This window comes from Myroides oncorhynchi, assembly GCF_020905415.1.
Classification (GTDB): Bacteria; Bacteroidota; Bacteroidia; order Flavobacteriales; family Flavobacteriaceae; genus Flavobacterium; species Flavobacterium oncorhynchi_A.
On record NZ_JAJJMP010000001.1, the window covers coordinates 1177199 to 1195909 of the forward strand.

At 34.9% G+C, this 18711-nt stretch carries 19 protein-coding genes; 3 read left to right on the forward strand and 16 right to left on the reverse strand.

Features of this window, described 5'->3' with window-relative positions; genetic code table 11:
* Positions 1–2 precede the first annotated feature (2 nt).
* The 8 genes from LNQ81_RS05175 to LNQ81_RS05210 form a co-directional block, all read right to left on the reverse strand.
* Positions 3–1001 (reverse strand): Rossmann-fold NAD(P)-binding domain-containing protein, encoded by a 999-nt coding sequence (locus tag LNQ81_RS05175; RefSeq protein ID WP_229945093.1) that lies wholly within the window; start codon positions 999–1001, stop codon positions 3–5.
* 13 nt (positions 1002–1014) lie between these two features.
* Positions 1015–2154: an aspartate aminotransferase family protein gene (locus LNQ81_RS05180; RefSeq protein ID WP_229945094.1), complete on the reverse strand. Its 1140-nt coding sequence runs from the start codon at positions 2152–2154 to the stop codon at positions 1015–1017.
* A gap of 12 nt (positions 2155–2166) precedes the next feature.
* A complete protein-coding gene (gene argC, locus LNQ81_RS05185; protein ID WP_229945095.1) occupies positions 2167–3138 on the reverse strand; it encodes an N-acetyl-gamma-glutamyl-phosphate reductase in 972 nt (323 codons plus the stop codon).
* Between the two features lies 1 nt (position 3139).
* On the reverse strand, positions 3140–4339 hold the full coding sequence (gene argG / locus LNQ81_RS05190; RefSeq protein ID WP_229945096.1) for an argininosuccinate synthase: 1200 nt from the start codon (positions 4337–4339) through the stop codon (positions 3140–3142).
* Between the two features lie 18 nt (positions 4340–4357).
* On the reverse strand, positions 4358–5038 hold the full coding sequence (locus LNQ81_RS05195) for a GNAT family N-acetyltransferase (protein ID WP_229945097.1): 681 nt from the start codon (positions 5036–5038) through the stop codon (positions 4358–4360).
* Between the two features lie 797 nt (positions 5039–5835).
* A complete protein-coding gene (locus LNQ81_RS05200; RefSeq protein ID WP_229945098.1) occupies positions 5836–6348 on the reverse strand; it encodes an adenine phosphoribosyltransferase in 513 nt (170 codons plus the stop codon).
* A gap of 29 nt (positions 6349–6377) precedes the next feature.
* Positions 6378–7424 (reverse strand): glycosyltransferase family 9 protein, encoded by a 1047-nt coding sequence (locus LNQ81_RS05205; protein ID WP_229945099.1) that lies wholly within the window; start codon positions 7422–7424, stop codon positions 6378–6380.
* 75 nt (positions 7425–7499) lie between these two features.
* Positions 7500–8105: a DUF4254 domain-containing protein gene (locus LNQ81_RS05210; RefSeq protein WP_229945100.1), complete on the reverse strand. Its 606-nt coding sequence runs from the start codon at positions 8103–8105 to the stop codon at positions 7500–7502.
* Between the two features lie 59 nt (positions 8106–8164).
* Between LNQ81_RS05210 and upp the strand changes: the two genes are divergently transcribed.
* Positions 8165–8818: a uracil phosphoribosyltransferase gene (gene upp, locus LNQ81_RS05215; RefSeq protein ID WP_121965659.1), complete on the forward strand. Its 654-nt coding sequence runs from the start codon at positions 8165–8167 to the stop codon at positions 8816–8818.
* Here the strand turns inward: upp and LNQ81_RS05220 are convergent.
* On the reverse strand, positions 8813–9751 hold the full coding sequence (locus tag LNQ81_RS05220; protein ID WP_229945101.1) for a DUF6427 family protein: 939 nt from the start codon (positions 9749–9751) through the stop codon (positions 8813–8815). The two genes, upp and LNQ81_RS05220, sit on opposite strands and share 6 nt — an antisense overlap.
* A 111-nt stretch (positions 9752–9862) precedes the next feature.
* Here LNQ81_RS05220 and LNQ81_RS05225 point away from each other — a divergent pair, with 111 nt between their 5' ends.
* Entirely contained in the window at positions 9863–10093 is a 231-nt protein-coding gene (locus LNQ81_RS05225) for a DUF6341 family protein (protein ID WP_229945102.1), read from the forward strand.
* A gap of 9 nt (positions 10094–10102) precedes the next feature.
* Here the strand turns inward: LNQ81_RS05225 and purD are convergent, their stop codons facing one another.
* From purD to LNQ81_RS05260, 7 genes are all read right to left on the reverse strand, one after another.
* Positions 10103–11374: a phosphoribosylamine--glycine ligase gene (gene purD / locus LNQ81_RS05230; RefSeq protein ID WP_229945103.1), complete on the reverse strand. Its 1272-nt coding sequence runs from the start codon at positions 11372–11374 to the stop codon at positions 10103–10105.
* A gap of 171 nt (positions 11375–11545) precedes the next feature.
* Positions 11546–12529 carry a UDP-glucuronic acid decarboxylase family protein gene (locus LNQ81_RS05235; protein WP_229945104.1) on the reverse strand — a complete coding sequence of 328 codons (984 nt, stop codon included), beginning with the start codon at positions 12527–12529 and terminating at the stop codon, positions 11546–11548.
* A gap of 86 nt (positions 12530–12615) precedes the next feature.
* On the reverse strand, positions 12616–13389 hold the full coding sequence (rfbD, locus tag LNQ81_RS05240) for a dTDP-4-dehydrorhamnose reductase (protein WP_229945105.1): 774 nt from the start codon (positions 13387–13389) through the stop codon (positions 12616–12618).
* Positions 13386–13934, reverse strand: coding sequence for a dTDP-4-dehydrorhamnose 3,5-epimerase (gene rfbC / locus LNQ81_RS05245; protein ID WP_229945106.1), 549 nt, complete (start codon positions 13932–13934; stop codon positions 13386–13388). The genes rfbD and rfbC overlap by 4 nt, the downstream gene beginning before the upstream one ends.
* A 131-nt stretch (positions 13935–14065) precedes the next feature.
* Positions 14066–15745: a DUF6909 family protein gene (locus LNQ81_RS05250; RefSeq protein ID WP_229945107.1), complete on the reverse strand. Its 1680-nt coding sequence runs from the start codon at positions 15743–15745 to the stop codon at positions 14066–14068.
* 37 nt (positions 15746–15782) lie between these two features.
* The gene (locus tag LNQ81_RS05255; protein ID WP_229945108.1) at positions 15783–17270 is read right to left on the reverse strand and encodes a GH3 auxin-responsive promoter family protein; all 1488 of its coding nucleotides are present in this window, start codon (positions 17268–17270) and stop codon (positions 15783–15785) included.
* Between the two features lie 6 nt (positions 17271–17276).
* Positions 17277–18158, reverse strand: a complete 882-nt coding sequence (locus LNQ81_RS05260) for a murein hydrolase activator EnvC family protein (RefSeq protein WP_229945109.1) — start codon at positions 18156–18158, stop codon at positions 17277–17279.
* Between the two features lie 192 nt (positions 18159–18350).
* Between LNQ81_RS05260 and LNQ81_RS05265 the strand changes: the two genes are divergently transcribed.
* Positions 18351–18566: a Sec-independent protein translocase subunit TatA/TatB gene (locus LNQ81_RS05265; RefSeq protein WP_229945110.1), complete on the forward strand. Its 216-nt coding sequence runs from the start codon at positions 18351–18353 to the stop codon at positions 18564–18566.
* The last annotated feature ends 145 nt before the right edge of the window (positions 18567–18711 follow it).

Consider the following 18711-nt stretch of genomic DNA (forward strand, 5'->3'; position numbering starts at 1 on the left):
AATTATTGTTTTTTAAGCATTTCTTTTAATACTGACTGTGCAGCCCATACTCTGTTACCCGCTTCTTGGATCACGATAGCGTGCTCACTATCTAATACTTCAGAAGAGATTACTAAATCACGTCTAACCGGCAGACAGTGCATTACTTTCGCTTGGTTAGTTGCCTTTAATTTATCTAAAGTTAACATCCAAGAAGAGTCTGTACATGTTATCTGTCCGTAGTTTTCATAACTTGACCAGTTTTTTACATAGATGAAATCTGCATCAGCTAATGCCTCATCTTGATTCATAGTCACTGTCGCCCCTTGAGTAAACTCTTCTTTAAGCGCATATCCTTCAGGATGAGTAACTACAAAATCAACAAGACCTTCTGCTTGTGCTCTACACATCCACTCTGCGAAAGAGTTCGGTACTGCCTGTGGCAATGCCTTTACGTGAGGAGCCCAAGTAAGTACTACTTTAGGTTTCTTCCCTTGAGGGACTAACTTCTCTTGTGCTTCGTCATATTTATAATCAAAGTGCTCTACGATAGTGATTAAGTCCGTAAAACTCTGTAAAGGATGTCTTGTCGCACTCTCTAAACTCACTACAGGTTTTCCACAATATTTAGCGAACTTGCTAAATAGCTCTTCACTATAATCCTCTTCTGCATCTTTAAGTCCTGGGAAAGAACGAAGTCCTAAGATATCACAGTACTCCCCCATCACAGCTGCAGCTTCTCTAATATGTTCTGCTGTATTTCCATCCATCACGACACCGTCTTTCGTCTCTAAAGCCCATCCATCAGATGTCATATTCATCACCATAACATTCATCCCTAAGTTAGCCGCAGCCTTCTGAGTACTCATCCTCGTACGCAAACTTGGGTTTAAGAATACTAAACCTATCGTCTTATGCTTACCAAGAGTCTCTTCTGCAAAAGGATTTGCCTTACATGCTAATGCGTCTTTTACAGCATTAGATAGAGATGATATATCGTTAACGGAGAAAAATTGTTTCATTGTAATTGTCTTTTTAGAATTGTTGTAATCTGCTGTTGAATTTGTCCAAGAATAAATCAGCCTCTACTTGAGTTAGATTTAATGCTGGCAACAGCCGAATTACATTAGGACTTGCTGTCCCTGTAAAGATGTGATCTTTCACTAAAAGTTCTTTACGAACATCTTTTAATTCAGGAGCAAGGTCTATTCCGATCATTAATCCTTTCCCTCTTACTTCCTGTATCTTATCCATTTTCTTTAATTCACTAATTAAGTAATTTCCTACCTTAGCTGTATTTGCCATTAGGTTATCTTGCTTCATTACTTCTAATACAGATAATGCGGCTGCACATGCTAAGTGATTACCCCCAAAAGTCGTACCTAACTGTCCATGCCAAGGTTTAAACTGCTCACCGATAGCAATCGCACCAATAGGAAATCCATTCCCCATCCCTTTAGCCATCGTATAAATATCAGCTTCTACGCCACCATCATTCACTCCATAGAACTGACCAGTACGCCCATATCCACACTGCACTTCATCAGCTATAAACACTGCTCCATACTTTGTAGTTAAGCTTTTGATCTTCGCTAAGAAGCTATCTGTAGCTACCTTAATACCTCCTACACCTTGAATTGCTTCAATAATAACTGCTGTAACTTCATCGCCATAAGCCGCAAATGCTGTTTCAAGCGCTTGTTCATCATTAAATGGTAAGAACACGATATTATCCGTTTGATTCACTGGAGCAACTATCTTTGGGTTGTCAGTAGCTGATACCGCAAGAGATGTTCTACCGTGAAACGCCTTGTCAAAAGCGATTACTTTCTTCTTTCCATTGTAAAAAGAAGCTAACTTTAAAGCATTTTCATTTGCTTCAGCACCAGAATTACACAAGAATAATTGGTATTTATCTAATCCTGCTACTTCTCCTAATAAAGCAGCTAACTCCTGCTGAAGAGGAATTTCTATCGAATTAGAATAGAATCCTATTTTATTTAATTGGTCTGTTACCCTTTTCACATAGTGTGGATGTGTGTGTCCAATAGAGATCACAGCGTGTCCACCATATAAATCTAAGTACTCTTGACCTTTGTTGTCATATACATAACTCCCTTGACCTCTTACTATTTCGATAGGGTTTAGGGGATATACATCATATAATTTCATCATAATTACTTCTCTTTAGAAAGCCGAAGCTTTAAGTTGTAAACCTGTATTCTCTTCTAATCCGAATAACAAGTTCATATTTTGAACAGCTTGTCCACTTGCCCCTTTTAATAGGTTATCTATAGCACTCGTTATCAACACATCATTACCTTCCTTCACAATAGACACAAGGCATTTATTGGTATTAACTACTTGCTTTAAATCAATTCCTTTCTTGCTAACATGCGTAAAAGGATGAGGTGCATAGTAGTTAGTATACATTGCGTAAAGCTCTTCTACTGATAAAGTCGATTCAAACATCACACTTGCAAATATCCCTCTCGCAAAATCTCCACGTTCAGGTATAAACTTGATGTTCTTTACATAATCAAGCTGTAGCTGTACAAGGCTTTCTCCTATCTCATTTAAATGTTGGTGAGTGAATGCTTTATATACTGATACATTATTCGCTCTCCAGCTAAAGTGAGAAGTAGAAGATAAACTCTGTCCTGCTCCTGTAGATCCTGTCAGCGCATTGATATAAACAGACTCAGGCAACTTACCTGCATCAGCTAATGGCAATAACGCCAACTGTAATGCTGTAGCAAAACAACCCGGATTAGCGATATAATGTGCCTTCTTTATCTTCTCTTTATTCAACTCAGGCAATCCATAAACGAACTCACCTGCTGTCTCTTTTAATCTAAAATCCTGACTAAGGTCAATGATCTTGATCTCTTTATCTATCTTATTCTCTGCTAAGAATACTTTAGAATCACCATGTCCCATACACAAGAACAATACATCTATATCGTCCATCAACACATTAGTAAAGTGCAAATCCGTATCGCCAAATAAGTCGCTGTGTACATCATACACAGGCTTACCCGCACTACTGTTAGAGTGTACAAAGGCAATCTCTACTGCGGGATGAGGTAGCAATAAACGCAATAACTCTCCTCCTGTATAACCTGCACCCCCTACTATTCCTACTTTTATCTCTTGCATATTATTCTTGGTCTTGGTTATTAACTTTATGCCAAATCATTACTTGGTTTCCGAATATCTTAGAGAACCCTTTTACGTCCTCACCTGACCAAGCATTATTCATCTCTCCGTAGCTACCAAATTTATTAGACATTAGGTCATGTGCTGACTCTATACCTATCACTACGAAACGATGTGGGTGCAACTCTACGATCACTTTACCACTTACAGTCTGCTGTGTACTCGTTAAGAATGCTTCCATATCTCTCATCACTGGATCGTGAAATTGTCCTTCGTGTAGGTAGTTACCGTAGAAAGAAGCCAACTGCTCTTTCCAACTTAGTTGCCATTTTGTCAACGTGTGCTTCTCTAAAGTGTGGTGTGCTTTTACAAGGATGATAGGTCCTGCTGCCTCAAAACCAACTCTTCCTTTGATCCCGATAATCGTATCCCCTACGTGAATATCTCTACCGATACCAAATGGTTGAGCCATATCTTGCAACTGTTGGATGACCTCAGTAGGTTTAAGTTTCTTACCATTTAACGCCACAGGCTCCCCTTTTTCAAATTCGATTTCCACTGTTTCAGGAGTTGATTTTGTAATCGGTGTAGGCCATGCCGCCTCAGGTAAATATAGATTAGAAGTTAGGGTTTCTTTTCCTCCTACTGAAGTTCCCCATAATCCTTTATTAATTGAATATTTAGCTTTCTCTGCATTGATTTCGACACCGTGTTTTTGTAAAAACGCAATCTCTTTCTCTCTGCTTAATTTTAGATCTCTAATCGGCGTAATAATCTGAACATTAGGCACTAATATATTAAAGATCATATCGAAACGCACTTGGTCATTTCCAGCTCCTGTACTACCGTGAGCCACTGCCTCAGCACCAATCTTCTTAGCGTAGTTAGCGATAGCTGTAGCCTGGCATACACGCTCTGCACTCACTGATAATGGATAAGTCGCATTCTTTAAAACGTTTCCGAATATCAAGTATTTCACACTGTCATTATAGTAATCTTCCGTTTCGTCTATAGTCTTGTGAGATGCTACACCTAAAGCAAAAGCTCTCTCCTCAATAGCTTTAACCTCTTCTGCATCAAATCCTCCAGTGTTAACTGCTACAGAGTGTACCTCATACCCTAATTCTTCTTTTAAATAAATTACACAGAAACTAGTGTCTAATCCTCCACTAAATGCTAATACTACTTTTTTATTGTTCATGATCGATGTGTTTAAAAATTAAAATAGATTTGTTTTTTTGACTGTTTTCTTTAATTGCAATTGCAATCTTTTAAGCAAAGAGACTTTCTTTTGCATGTTCTTAAGTCGCTCTTTTGCTTTGGTCTTTTGGTCTATTTTATTCCGAAGCTCCTTTTCTTTGTCTTCAGGGTTCCAAAGCATTGCTGTACACAGACAGTTCTTCTTTTCCTTACTTTGTAATATTTGGAAGTTCACACAGCTCTCACACCCTTTCCAGAATGTCTCATCTTGAGTTAATTCTGAATAAGGAACAGGTTCATACCCTAAATCTGAGTTGATCTTCATTACAGCAAAACCAGTAGTTAAGCCGAATATTTTAGCCTTTGGATATTTTGTTCTCGATAGGTCGAATACGCATTTCTTAATCGCTTTAGCCAATCCCTCTTTTCTAAAAACAGGATTAACAATCAGTCCAGAATTGGCTACATAATCACCGTGACTCCAAGTCTCGATGTAGCAAAAACCAGCCCAAGTACCATCTACATGTAGGGCGATAACAGCCTTACCTTCAACCATTTTATTGGCAACGTACTCTGGTTTTCTTCTAGCGATACCAGTCCCTCTAGCTAGAGCAGACTGAGCCATTTCTTCACAAATTTGTTCCGCATATCCTACGTGTGTTTCATTCGCAGGAATAACGATAAACTGACTTGAATTCATTTCAAAACAAGTGATTAAGAATCAAACGAGTCAAGGTATTAATACCAAATAGGTACAATAATCCTCAGACTGTATGAAAAAGCATTAAAAATCAATGATATATGTACAGATATAATGCCAAAAAAGACATTATATCTAAAAAAGGCTAAAAAAGATTAAGCCCGGACGCGAGTTGACCGCGATATAGAAACAGAAGTAACCGCAACAATTGCTAGAGCAAGGTTGTTAGAAATAAAAGTTATATTTAAACCGGTTCTGTTCATAAGTTAATTCTCTGCTTAATAAGCATGAACAAAGTTTTCTAATTATTATTTGATTTTGCAAGTGTTTTCTTAAAAAATTAAAACACCTTTCAATCCCTTATAAATTAAGAGATTATAAGGAATTAATAAAAATTACTTTTAAGAAGCAACATAGTATATCTATTATTTTACGTCGAATAGCTTCTAAATTTATCTTTTTATTAATTAACTTTGTTGCAAACAAAATCACTCATTTCCCAGTGATGATTATACCTTCTATTTTCCTAAATAAGAGGATTACAGACACAAAATAGAGTCAATAAATAAGTAATTCTTACTTGTTTTACTCCCCCCTAATTCAAATACTATCTTATCGCATTCTCATTCCATATGAATGAATAATAACTACATAGTAAGTCCATAGTGAGTCCATTAAAAACGCTGTTTTAATGGACTCACTATGGACTCACCCAAACCAAAAGTCAAAAAAAAACCTATCCGATACCTTATGTTATAAGATATTGGATAGGCCCTAAATCGTATATATCAATGTATTTAGTAGCTAATCAAGCTCTTTACCTCATAGTTACCTAACTTGTCTCTTCCGTGTAAGAACGAAAGCTCCATTAAGAAGTTAACTTGTACTATCTCCCCTCCAAGGCGTTCTACTAATTTACATACAGCTCCTGCGGTACCACCTGTAGCTAATACATCATCATGGATAAGTACTTTCTCTCCTGGCTTAATCGAATCAGTGTGTATCTCTAAAACATCTGTTCCGTACTCTAAACCATAGGCTTCAGATATAGTGTCAAAAGGTAGTTTACCTGGCTTACGCACAGGGACAAAACCAGCACCTAATTTCTCTGCTAACAAAGTAGCAAAAAAGTAACCTCTACTCTCCATACCCACTACTCTATCTATCTTCTTATCACCTACTAATGCTAATAATTGCTTAGCAGCTTCCAGCATGGCAGCATGGTCATTTAATAATGGAGTGATATCTTTAAAGCCTATACCTTCCTTCGGAAAATCTTGAATATCTCTAATATAATCTGCTATGTTCATAGTCAATGTTTTATATTGCAAAAATACAATTATTTATCTGATTTAATTACTTCAATTATCTTATCACACACTATTTGTGGATCTATGGTGTACATTGCTTCTTCATACCCTTCTACCTTCTTATTTCCATACACTGAAGTAGGTAATAATGGGTATTTTTCTCTATCTGCTGTGATACAATAATCCGCAGGCTGATTAAATGGTGCAAACCCCGCATAAGGATGTGTTGCCCCCCATAACGTAACAACTTTCTTGCCAAGCATAGCTGCGATATGTGCATTTCCTGAATCCATAGATAACATAGCGTCTAAATGCTGAATCAGGTTGATTTCTACATCAAACTTCACCTTACCAGCCATCACGATTACATTATAATTATCTCGCTTCAATTGGTTTAATAATGCAATCTCTTTCTCTCCACCTCCAAACAAGAAAATAATAGACTTCTCACGCTCAGCAAGAGTATCTACTACCTGTTGCATAAAGTTTAATGGGTATACTTTAGTCTCATATTGTGCGAAAGGAGCTATACCTATCCATATCGTATCTTTCTCTTTTACATACTGTAATAGTTCTGACGCTAATGCTGGTATTTCTGGAAACTGTGGATTAGTTAAATCAACATTAAATCCAAGTTTTGCAAGGGTTGACTGATGATTAGAGAACATCGTAGGCAACTGTTTAAATACCTTATTCTCTGCACGAGTCAATTCTTTTTTCCCTTCTCTTCCCTTGTCTAAAGCAGCCACTTTGACTCCTGTCAAACTAAAAAGTGTACGGATAATCTGTGAGCGAAGAACATTGTGAAAATCGGCAAAATAGTCAACTTTCAGCTTCTTCAGATCACTAAATAAGCGGATTAATCCCAAGAAGCCTTTGTGTCTTTTCTTTACATCTATTGCAAAAAATTCGACTCTATCTATATCCTTAAAGAATGGTTTAAAAAAAGGACGAGATACAATAGTAACTCGAACATCAGGATGCTGTGCTATTAAAGCACGAACTACAGGTACAGTCATAGCGACATCCCCCATAGCAGACAATCTAAATACCGATATATGTTTCAACTGTGCCACAACAGATTAAATTAGGTTAAGAACAAGAAAAGCGTGATGACTCACGCTTTCTATATATTTTTATCAAAGATATAATTATTTCTTGTTTTGATACAACACTGGATTTAATTCCTCGTCATTGTACATTTTCATTTGTTTATACACTTTCATGTACTTGTCTCCACTAGCGATATCATTTAATAAGTCATCAATAGCGGTAGTTAAATCTTTCTTTTGTTCTAAAAGAACGTCTAACTTAACTTGACATTTATCTCTGTGATCTTGAGTAGCTTCAGCTCTTGTAGCCTCTTCATTCATATGATAAATCTTAAGAGATAAGATAGAAAGTCTGTCAATAGCCCACGCAGGACTTTCAGAATTAATCTTAGCACCCGCTTTTACTTGTACATCTTTATGTAGTTGTAAGAAATAGCTATCGATATACTCTACCATATCTGTACGTTCTTGATTAGAAGCATCAATTCTTCTTTTTAGAGTTAGCGCTGCTACAGGATCAATCTGTGGATCGCGAATAATATCTTCGAAATGCCATTGTACAGTGTCAATCCAGTTCTTTAAATACAATAAATGTTTGATATCATCTTTTGGATATGGATTGTTGATTGGTTGATCAACATTATCAAATTTATGATAGTCGCGAATACTCTCTTCGAATATTGGAAATGCTAATTCTGAAAACATACTAAATATTTTATTTACAAATATAGTTTTTATACCTTTATCGTACTAATTATACCGAGATGAAAATTCATTATATTTCCGCAGAAAACAGTATTCTAAACCACTTTTTAGCACAATTAAGAGACGTCGTTATCCAAAAAGATAGTATGCGCTTCAGAAAAAACATCGAGCGTATCGGTGAGATTATGGCTTATGAGCTAAGTAAGAAATTGCCGTTTAAGGATATTGCTGTACAGACACCATTAGGGGTAAAACACACAACGTGTATCGAAGACAATGTAGTATTATGTTCTATCCTACGCGCAGGATTAGCACTACACACAGGGTTTATGAACTTCTATGACAATGCTGAGAATGGATTCGTATCCGCTTATCGTCGTCATGGAAAACATGGAGAGGCAAGTGAGATCTTAGTAGAATATCAAGCTGCACCTTCATTCCAAGATAAGATACTAATCCTTATCGATCCAATGTTAGCTACAGGACAATCTCTAGTAGCTGTGATCAACAAATTAATGGCTGAAGAAAAGCCAAAAGAACTACATATCGCAGTAGTTATCGCTGCTCCAGAAGGAATCAAGTTCTTAGAAGAGAATCTTCCTGACAATGTGAATTTATGGGTAGCTACATTAGATGAGAAACTAGATGACCATAACTATATCGTACCAGGTCTAGGAGACGCAGGAGATTTAGCTTATGGACACAAATTATAGTATTAGCTGCATGATATAAAAGAATACTCCTAGTCCAAATACACTGTATACGACAGCTTCTCTTCTCCATCTCTGAGGGATACTCTCAATGTAGTTAGCTCCCAACACTGATAAAGGAAAGAATGTAAAAAGAAGTGTTCCATTATTCTTATCAGCCGAAACAACATATATCGCAATACCTATAAGGAATGACAAAATGATTTTCTTATAGGTTCCTTGCATATTATATGGTTTTGAAGAAATCGTTAGCGCTTGACTAACAAAAAACAGCAAAGCAATAGGTACAAATACTGCTAATGAAATGTTTTGATACTGATTCTCAAAGTACATAAAGTCAAAACTCACTCTACACTTATCCCAAAACCAATCATAATAACTGATATTCTCTATCACTAGATAGATCTCTAAGAATATTGACACACAAAAGAAAGCGATAACAGGTATAAACCAGTTGCGATAATCTTTGGTTCCAAAAAAAGCTATAGCAACAAAAAGAAGTAAAAAGAATAATACACTCCAAAAATGGAATAAACTCGCTACAAATATCCATAACGAAGTATCGAATATTTTCTCTTTGGATTGGTTAAGTGAATGCAAAGAAAATATTCTACGCAAAGCAAGCATAACAAAGTAATTAGCTATAATAACCTTACTATGTACTAAAACCGTAGGGAAGAGCATTAGAAAAGAGACAAATAGCAAAGGAACATATGCATTATCCTTCACTAACCTATTCTTAGTAACGACGAACTGTGATAAGAACATCATTACCATCAACAAGCCTAATAAAACAGTTCTTTTACCAAATTCATAACTAGTCCAAATCAACTGATCTTGGTCTATAAATAGATACAAAACACTGATCAATAAGATTAAGATGGTCAGTATAATGTAATTAATTGGTTTTGTTTTACTAAAAATACTTGCTAACATTTATATATTTTATATTTTTGTACATACTTAAGCTATTCTCACTTTTTCAAAGTAGGATATCTCTAGTAACGGATTGATAAAATAGTTTTATTTAATTTAAAATAAAGTACGATGACTTCATTTTTTCTTGGTTTAGGATTCCTATTTGAAAAAGTTCTATTTATTCCAATGGATCTTTTTGCAAAATTAGAATTAACAAATTGGTGGACTGCAAATATTATTACTTGGGCGTTTATCCTTATTACTTGTTACTTTTTCGTTTTTTGGTTGAAACAACTAAAAATGTTCAAGGCAAATAATGAAGATAACCAAGATACTACAGCCCACTCATTTTTAAAATAGTTTCGATTTTTACAAATCGAAACCTATATCTGAACGGAAATAAATCTTATCGAAATTTAGCTTGTCTATATTTTGATAAGATTTTTTTAATGCCTCATCATAAGTATTTCCAAAAGAAGTCACTGCTAATACACGTCCTCCATTAGTCACTACTTCTCCATCTTTAAGAGCTGTTCCAGCATGGAATACGATAGAATCTTCTACATCTTCTATCCCAGTAATCACTTTTCCTTTCTCGTAGTCTTCAGGATATCCACCCGATACTAACATAACAGTAGTCGCTGTACGTTCGTCAAGCTCAATATCCATATTACCTAAAGTCTCATTCGCTACAGCTTCAAAAAGATCTACTAAGTCAGTTTTAACTCTTGGCATTACGACCTCAGTCTCTGGATCTCCCATACGTACATTATACTCAATAACATAAGGATCATCTCCTACCTTAATAATACCAATAAATACGAAACCTTTGAAATCTAATTTATCTTCTTGTAATCCTCTAACAGTAGGAATAACAACTCTATCTTCCACTTTCTTTAAGAACTCAGGTGTCGCAAAAGGAACTGGAGAAACTGCCCCCATACCTCCTGTATTCAATCCTTTATCTCCTTCGCCAATACGTTTATAGTCTTTAGCTGTAGGCAATAATTTATAAGACTTACCATCTGTTAGTACAAAACAACTAAGCTCTATACCAGACAAGAATTCTTCAATAACTACTTTAGAACTTGCATCGCCAAACTTAGCATCTACTAACATATTCTCAAGTTCAGCTTTAGCTTCATTGATGTCTTCTAAGATTACTACTCCCTTACCTGCAGCTAATCCATCCGCTTTCAATACATAAGGAGCTTTAAGTGTCTCTAAGAATCTCTTCCCTTCCTCTACTGTATCTTTCGTGAATGTAGCATAGGCCGCAGTTGGTATATTGTGTTTAAACAAAAACTCTTTAGCAAAGTCTTTACTTCCTTCTAATTGAGCCCCCTTCATAGATGGTCCTATAACAGGAATATGATTGACTTGTTCATCTTTTTTAAAGAAATCAACAATTCCTTTTACAAGTGGGTCTTCAGGTCCTACCACCACCATATCAATCTTTAGTTCCAGAACAGTAGCTTTCACTGCCTCGAAGTCATTTGGATTGACATTTACATTCTTCGCTATCTTCGCAGTACCAGCATTACCTGGACCTACGAATAACTCTTCACATTTAGAACTTTGAAGCATTTTCCAAGCAAGTGCGTGCTCACGTCCTCCTGAACCTAATAGTAAAATTTTCATTAATTGTGTTGTTTGTTATTAAGCATCAAAAATAAATATAAATAAGACAATAACGAAAGTAACGTATAAAATAAAAGCATCTAATTTAAACTAGATACTTTTATCTTATCTTCTCGTAAAAATAGTATTGTTAATACTATACGTATTCTCTTCTTATCTATAGGTTCTGTTCTAATAAATATACTTTGAAAAATCTTTGTGTTCTTCTTTTAATAAATCACAATCTGAAAAAGTCTTGAAATATTCATAAGTTATTTTCATCCCTTGACTTCTTCCTATTTGAGGTGTCCAGTCTAGAATATTCTTTGCTTTTGTAATATCTGGACATCTCTGTAAAGGATCATTAACTGGCAAATCTTTGTAAACTATCTTTTGCTCAGAATTAGTCAAAGCAATTATCTCTTTTGCAAAGTCGAGAATAGTAATTTCATCTGGATTACCAATATTAACAGGTAAATTGTAGTTTGATAGTAATAACCTATATATACCCTCAACCTGATCATCTACATAACAAAATGACCTTGTCTGGCTTCCATCTCCAAAAACTGTCAAATCTTCTCCCCTTAGAGCCTGTCCTATAAATGCAGGAATAACTCTTCCATCATTTAAACGCATCCTAGGCCCATAGGTATTAAATATTCTTACTATTCTAGTTTCTACATTGTGGAATGTATGATACGCCATCGTTATAGATTCTTGAAAACGCTTTGCTTCATCATATACCCCTCTAGGTCCTATTGTATTGACATTGCCATAGTATTCTTCAGTCTGGGGATGTACTAATGGATCTCCATAAACCTCAGAAGTAGATGCTATCAATATCCTAGCTCCTTTGACACGAGCTAATCCCAACAAATTATGGGTTCCTAAAGAACCTACTTTTAAAGTTTGAATAGGAATCTTTAAATAATCAATAGGACTTGCTGGTGAGGCAAAATGCAATATATAGTCTAATTGTCCAGGAACATTAACAAACTTAGTCACATCATGATGGTAAAACTCAAAATTTTCAAGTTTGAATAGATGTTCTATATTTTTTAGATCTCCTGTTATTAAATTATCCATCCCAATAACGTGATATCCTTCTTTAATAAATCTATCACATAAATGAGATCCTAAAAAACCTGCTGCTCCAGTAATTAATACTCTTTTCATTCTTATATCAAACTTTAATCACACAAAATTAAACCAAATCAATAATGATAACACCATAAATAAGCTAAAACTAGACATACTTAGCTCTACAACTCTAATACACTATATCTAGGTCTTCTAGCCTTAGTAGGATACTCCTCTGTACTTATGGGATTAACCTTTATGTCTATACTACTCTCTTTAAATATAGATATAGCAAAATCGTACCATGTACAAATCACTGATCCTCTATAATTATAGACACCATACGCCTTATTCTCTCTCACTAAAATCAATATAAAATGACATAAATCAACAGCATGGGTAGGGCTACCTATCTGATCATTCACTACGCTAATTTCATCTCGAGTCTGCGCTAGTCTAAGCATCGTGTTCTTAAAATTATGTCCGTAATCAGAATAAACCCAAGATGTACGCACGATATAGAACTTCTCTAATGACGCCTTAATATATTCCTCTCCTTTTAGCTTAGATGCCCCATATACATTGATAGGATTAGGTATATCCGATATTGTGTAAGGAGTATTCTTCTCTCCACCAAAGATAAAATCAGTAGATATATGAACTAAGGTAACACGATATTTAGTACACATCTCAGCTAATGACAATACTGCCGAGGCATTAACCTTATAAGCCAATTCTACCTCATCCTCTGCTTTATCTACCGCAGTATAAGCAGCAAGATTAATACAGTAATCAGGTTGTTGATTACTAAATACTTCTTCAATCTGATTTGCATTAGTAAGGTCTAGTTCTTTTGAATTTAGAAAAACAAATTCCATATCACTGTATTCATTAGCAATAGATTGTAAGCACTGACCCGTCTGACCTTTTGCTCCCGTTACTAATACTTTAATCATAGTGCTAAAGCATTTTTAAATATAGGCAAAACTGCATCTTTTTCTGATACTATAATATCCTTCAAGTCAAAGTCCCAATTAATACCCAAACTAGGATCATTATATATAATTCCCCCCTCAGACTCTTTATTATAGATATTATCACACTTATACGCAAATATTGCAGTTTCACTTCTTACTAGAAACCCATGTGCACATCCTCTAGGGATAAAAACTTGCTTAAAGTTATCCTCAGACAACACTTGTGTAAAATGTTGTCCATACGTAATAGAGTCCGTACGTAAATCTACAACGACATCTAATACTTCACCTTGTAATACATGTACTAATTTTGCCTGCTGATACTCTCCTCTTTGATAATGAAGTCCTCTAAGAACTCCTTTTGAAGACTTAGATTGATTATCTTGAATAAAGCGCACAGATAATCCTGTCTCCTTCTCAAAAACACTTTCATTAAAACTCTCAAAAAAATACCCTCTCTCATCGCAGAACACTTTAGGTTCTATTATTAAACAATCGCTAATAGGTGTGCTGATAACTTTCATTCTTATCTAATAAATTCTAAGTTTATAAAATTACATTTAAAATCACAATTGAACATATAAAAAAAACAAAAAGCCATAGTAAAGAAATCTTTACTATGGCTTTAACTTATCTTAATTCATTTAAGTAATAATTACTTAACGTTAAATATCTGTTCTAATATCTTAATTGTGATTAAGTATGTAGGTTTTACTCCTGTTGTACCTAATCCTCCTGATGCAAGAGTACTACCTGTTTCTAATGGATTATCAGAAGCATAGTATGCATATCTTACTTTTACATTTGGATTGATACTTTTTCTAATTTTAGAAGCAGACTGTATCGCTTTTTGATAATGTGCTCCTTCCATCTCTAGGCCGATTACACCCCAAGTAGAATCATGGAAGAATTTTAATAAGTCTTTATTCTGAAGTGACGTTCCTAATACAGTAACCATCGTTCCTCCGAATACTGGAATATCATCATTCTTAAACATATCTACAGTTAGTTCGTTATCGAATGGATAGTTATCTCCTGTTCCCTCATTAATATGAGCAAATGGAATCATAATATCTCCTTTATCCCCAACTAATATACCTGCTTTCCCCATGATAGATACAGACTCTACATCTATCATAGTAGTCTTTTTATACGGTTTTAGGAGCTCATCAATAGTCTCATAAGCTTGCTCACCGAAGGCGTAATCCATCACGATAATCACAGGATATTCTCCATCTATTAATGCTGTTTTGAAGTTTGTATCTTTAAGATTAATCATCGCTGTATCGAAGATTTGTACATCGATATTAGTACCTGATTCATCTTTTAAGAACACCATACCTTCTCTTTCAGCACGCTCATTCACAAGATCTCTAAGATGTTTGTTCTCTGGCTTACTTAGCTCTTCGTATACCTCTAGTTCAGAACTCACTTCTAATTCACTCTTTACTACTGCAGGTGCGAAGATTGAGTTCATTACACTGTGCATATTCGCACTGATTACGTGGATAGGGCGTTCTAATAGACCTTTTTCTGTTAGTACCTCCTTAATTCTATCAGACCACATCTCACCATAAATATGATGACCTAAACGCTCTCTTAAGAGTGGACTAAACGTAATAGTACGTTTATCATTATCTACCTCTTCCTCTATTGCTAATTTTCCTAACCAATAGATTACATCTAAGAAACGATCAGGATTCTCAGGTATAGCGAACTTCTCATATATATCTAATACCTCAGCAAAAGAGCGTCCTAATACATTAGATAAATGAGACATTACTACCTCTTTCTCTTCTAATTCTAATGGTTCTTTCTTATTTGCTCCTGTTTCTATTTTTTTCCAGTCCCTTGTTACTTTTCCGTCTTCTCCTATAAGCACACGATCTTTAATCTTATGTGACTCGATGAATATAAAAGTCAAGTGTGTCAATACATCATAAATATCTGATCTACCTCTAGTAATCTCAATATTCATTTGTTCTTCATCTATTCGGTAACAGTTTCTTCTTCTTTTCGGCGGTACTATTGCAGTAAAATGAGAGAAAGAATAACCTTCGTCAGATGTCAAGTTGATATAACGGCATTCCTCTATCCCAATCGGAAGGCGTTCTATAACGTATAATAATCCATTTAACTCAACTTTCTCCTCTGCTATTGTACCATATATTTCTGGACGCAATTCTAACAGTGCTTCTCTTAACGTATCACCAGACACCCCCATCGGTTTATAAAAACCTCTGTTAAACAAATGGCGCATTGTAATATACATACGCTCTACGGCTGCAGACGACACTTGTGCTCTCGTTCTAGATATATTTTTTATCTCTTTCATATACTTCTCCTTTTTTACGTCTTATTTTTCTATTTTACTAATATAATTTTAATCGATCAGCAATGTTCCTATCATTGCTTAATCTTGGCAATTTATTTTGCCCTCCTAGCTTTCCTATACTCTTCATATATTCCTGAAAGCCATCTTGTTTTACTCTAGAGATGACTAATGTTCTCAATACCTTTCCTACTATTAAGTCATCATAATACATATTCTGTTTTCTCAGTGCACTATCTACCTTTAAAGAAAAAGCCTCTAAATCTTCAGGTTCATTACCAAACTCTATCAGCCACTCGTGATAAGGCAATCCCTCCTCAGGGTTAATCTGTGGCGCTACGGTAAACTCATTTACAGTTACATCACTACCTTCCATTGCTTCTTGTATAGCTGACTCAACTTCCTTGCCAATTACATGTTCTCCAAAAGCTGATATAAAATGTTTAATACGTCCTGACACTACTACTCTGTAAGGCTTTAGATTAACGAACTGTACCGTATCTCCAATGTTATAGCCCCATAGTCCAGCATTGGTAGAGATAATCAATACATAATTTACCCCTAACTCTACTTCACCTATTGTATATCGCTTAGCATTCTCATTAAAGAATTCGTCTACTTTTATAAACTCATAAAAGATACCAGCATTTAGCAGTAACAACATCCCCTTTTCAGTCTGTGTATCCTGATAAGCAAAGAACCCTTCAGAAGCAGGAAACAATTCTATCGATGGAACTTTACGTCCTATCATTTGTTCAAACTTACTTCGATAAGGTTCATAATTCACACCTCCATATATAAACAAATTAAAATTTGGGAAGATATCTCCTACTGGCATACCTTTTCTCTCTTTAAGCTTCTCGAAATACATTTGTACCCAACTTGGGATACCAGAGATTACACTCATGTTCTGATCAACAGTTTCCTCAACTACTGCATCCACCTTAGTTTCCCAATCTTCAATGCAGTTCGTCTCTAGGCTAGGTAATCTGTTTTTCTGTAGATACGCAGGAACATAATGTGCCACTATTCCAGATAGCCTTCCTAACTTAATACCATTCTTTTCATCGAGTATAGGACTACCTTGCAAGAATATCATCTTGCCATCTACAAAGTCTGCTTTACCAGTTTCATGTATATAAGCTAAGATAGCATTACGTGCTGCCTCAATATGATAAGGCATAGACTCTTTAGTCAATGGAATATATTTAGCTCCCGAAGTTGTACCCGAAGTTTTTGCGAAGTACAACGGTTGTCCTGTCCAAAGCACATCTTTTTCTCCAGCTACTACTCTATCTACATAAGGTTTTAGTCCTTCATAGTCTCGCACAGGTACTTGCTTTACAAAATCTTCGTAGCTATTAATATAAGCAAAATTATGATCTTTTCCAAATGCTGTATGTTTAGCATCTTTAATCAACTGTTCAAAAACTTCCTTTTGTGTATTAATAGGATTAGTAACCCATTTTTGTGTTTTCTTATCTATAATTGAAGCAAATATTTTTGCAGCAAATGACTTTATTGACATATTTTTTTATTCAAGATCTATAAATAATGAACTATCTAAAGGATATGAATCCTTCCATAATTCAAAGTGAAAATACTTAGTAGAAGAATTTAATGCTGTAGCTTCACTGCTTCCATCAAACAAACCAATAACCTCTCCAGACCGAACACTTTCATATTCTCCTTTAGTAAGTGATGTTAAATGCTTATAAACGGAAATCAATCCTTCATCATGCAATAAGATAATAGTAAACCCATCTTTAATAGTCCAATCTACAAATAAGACGGTTCCTCTTCCTATTGCTTTGATAGGTGTATTAGCAGGTGCTCTAAAATCAATACCAAAATGCATCGTACGACTATCATACTTCTTGACTACCTCAGCATTTATAGGGCTAAACAAGACTTGACTAACTTTAGGTTTACTCTCTTCGAAGATATTATACTTATCTTCTAATCTCACCATTTCTCTAAGCTTTAAATCTGTATCACTAGGCTCCTTATGTTCAATCTGATTCAAAGGTTTTTGTGTTAGTTTTAAAGAGTCGATACTAGCTTCTGTAACTTGTATTTCGCCAAGCAACGCACTCTTAACTGCATTAAGATATTTTTGATTTCGAATAGACTCATTCTCTAACGAATCTACTTTTAATGCTAACTCTACCGCTCTCTGCTTCAATTCTGCTGAAGAATAACCAGGAATATATTCTTTAAGGGGTGTTAATACCAGCAAGAGCACTGTGGATAATATAAAAAGGAATACCAAAGTAGTACTTGCTCCAAAAACATTAAGCAAATTCAACTTAAAAGACTTAACGTCTTCAAAAGTTTTATCATTAACTATAACAATGCGATATTTACTTAGAAGTGTACTTTTCCACTTTTTACTTTTGTTGCCCTTTCCTAACATCTATACATAGTATTACTACACAAATATAATAATTATAAAATTTGGCTTAGACTCTTTATCTAAATATTCACAATATAATAGGAAAAAATAGAACTACAAAAACGTTAAAAGTTAAATAAAACCTTTTATGAATAAGCGTTTTATATTTTTCTTACTATATTTGTCTCCAATTAATGTTTCAAACAGATTATTATGAACTCGTTACACATATTTTTAGGAATGGTTGGACCATGGCAAGTAGTTATTATTGTAGCTATTGTTCTTTTATTGTTCGGAGGTAAGAAAATTCCTGAACTAATGAAGGGTCTAGGTACTGGTATCAAAGAATTTAAAGATGCTACTAAAGACACAAATGCCCAACAAACTACTAAGAACGAGAATACTCAAGACAATTCTAAGACAGAGTAAACTTTGTTCTTAAATATTATATAGATGCGTTATATAGCCTAGGCTGTATAACGCTTTTTTGTTTTACATACTTCTTTATAGTATTTGACTAACCCTGATTCTGGATTAAATAACTATACAATATAGATTATCAATAATATAAAAC

Excerpts from the sequence above, each read along its gene's own strand:
- upp (WP_121965659.1), top strand. The coding sequence starts at position 8,165 with ATGAAAATTCATTATATTTCCGCAGAAAACAGTATTCTAAACCACTTT.
- LNQ81_RS05200 (WP_229945098.1), bottom strand. The coding sequence starts at position 6,348 with ATGAACATAGCAGATTATATTAGAGATATTCAAGATTTTCCGAAGGAA.
- LNQ81_RS05195 (WP_229945097.1), bottom strand. The coding sequence starts at position 5,038 with ATGAATTCAAGTCAGTTTATCGTTATTCCTGCGAATGAAACACACGTA.
- argG (WP_229945096.1), bottom strand. The coding sequence starts at position 4,339 with ATGAACAATAAAAAAGTAGTATTAGCATTTAGTGGAGGATTAGACACT.
- LNQ81_RS05225 (WP_229945102.1), top strand. The coding sequence starts at position 9,863 with ATGACTTCATTTTTTCTTGGTTTAGGATTCCTATTTGAAAAAGTTCTA.
- LNQ81_RS05260 (WP_229945109.1), bottom strand. The coding sequence starts at position 18,158 with ATGTTAGGAAAGGGCAACAAAAGTAAAAAGTGGAAAAGTACACTTCTA.
- LNQ81_RS05180 (WP_229945094.1), bottom strand. The coding sequence starts at position 2,154 with ATGATGAAATTATATGATGTATATCCCCTAAACCCTATCGAAATAGTA.
- rfbC (WP_229945106.1), bottom strand. The coding sequence starts at position 13,934 with ATGAAAGTTATCAGCACACCTATTAGCGATTGTTTAATAATAGAACCT.
- argC (WP_229945095.1), bottom strand. The coding sequence starts at position 3,138 with ATGCAAGAGATAAAAGTAGGAATAGTAGGGGGTGCAGGTTATACAGGA.
- LNQ81_RS05255 (WP_229945108.1), bottom strand. The coding sequence starts at position 17,270 with ATGTCAATAAAGTCATTTGCTGCAAAAATATTTGCTTCAATTATAGAT.
- purD (WP_229945103.1), bottom strand. The coding sequence starts at position 11,374 with ATGAAAATTTTACTATTAGGTTCAGGAGGACGTGAGCACGCACTTGCT.
- LNQ81_RS05235 (WP_229945104.1), bottom strand. The coding sequence starts at position 12,529 with ATGAAAAGAGTATTAATTACTGGAGCAGCAGGTTTTTTAGGATCTCAT.
- LNQ81_RS05250 (WP_229945107.1), bottom strand. The coding sequence starts at position 15,745 with ATGAAAGAGATAAAAAATATATCTAGAACGAGAGCACAAGTGTCGTCT.
- rfbD (WP_229945105.1), bottom strand. The coding sequence starts at position 13,389 with ATGATTAAAGTATTAGTAACGGGAGCAAAAGGTCAGACGGGTCAGTGC.
- LNQ81_RS05220 (WP_229945101.1), bottom strand. The coding sequence starts at position 9,751 with ATGTTAGCAAGTATTTTTAGTAAAACAAAACCAATTAATTACATTATA.
- LNQ81_RS05265 (WP_229945110.1), top strand. The coding sequence starts at position 18,351 with ATGAACTCGTTACACATATTTTTAGGAATGGTTGGACCATGGCAAGTA.
- LNQ81_RS05175 (WP_229945093.1), bottom strand. The coding sequence starts at position 1,001 with ATGAAACAATTTTTCTCCGTTAACGATATATCATCTCTATCTAATGCT.
- LNQ81_RS05210 (WP_229945100.1), bottom strand. The coding sequence starts at position 8,105 with ATGTTTTCAGAATTAGCATTTCCAATATTCGAAGAGAGTATTCGCGAC.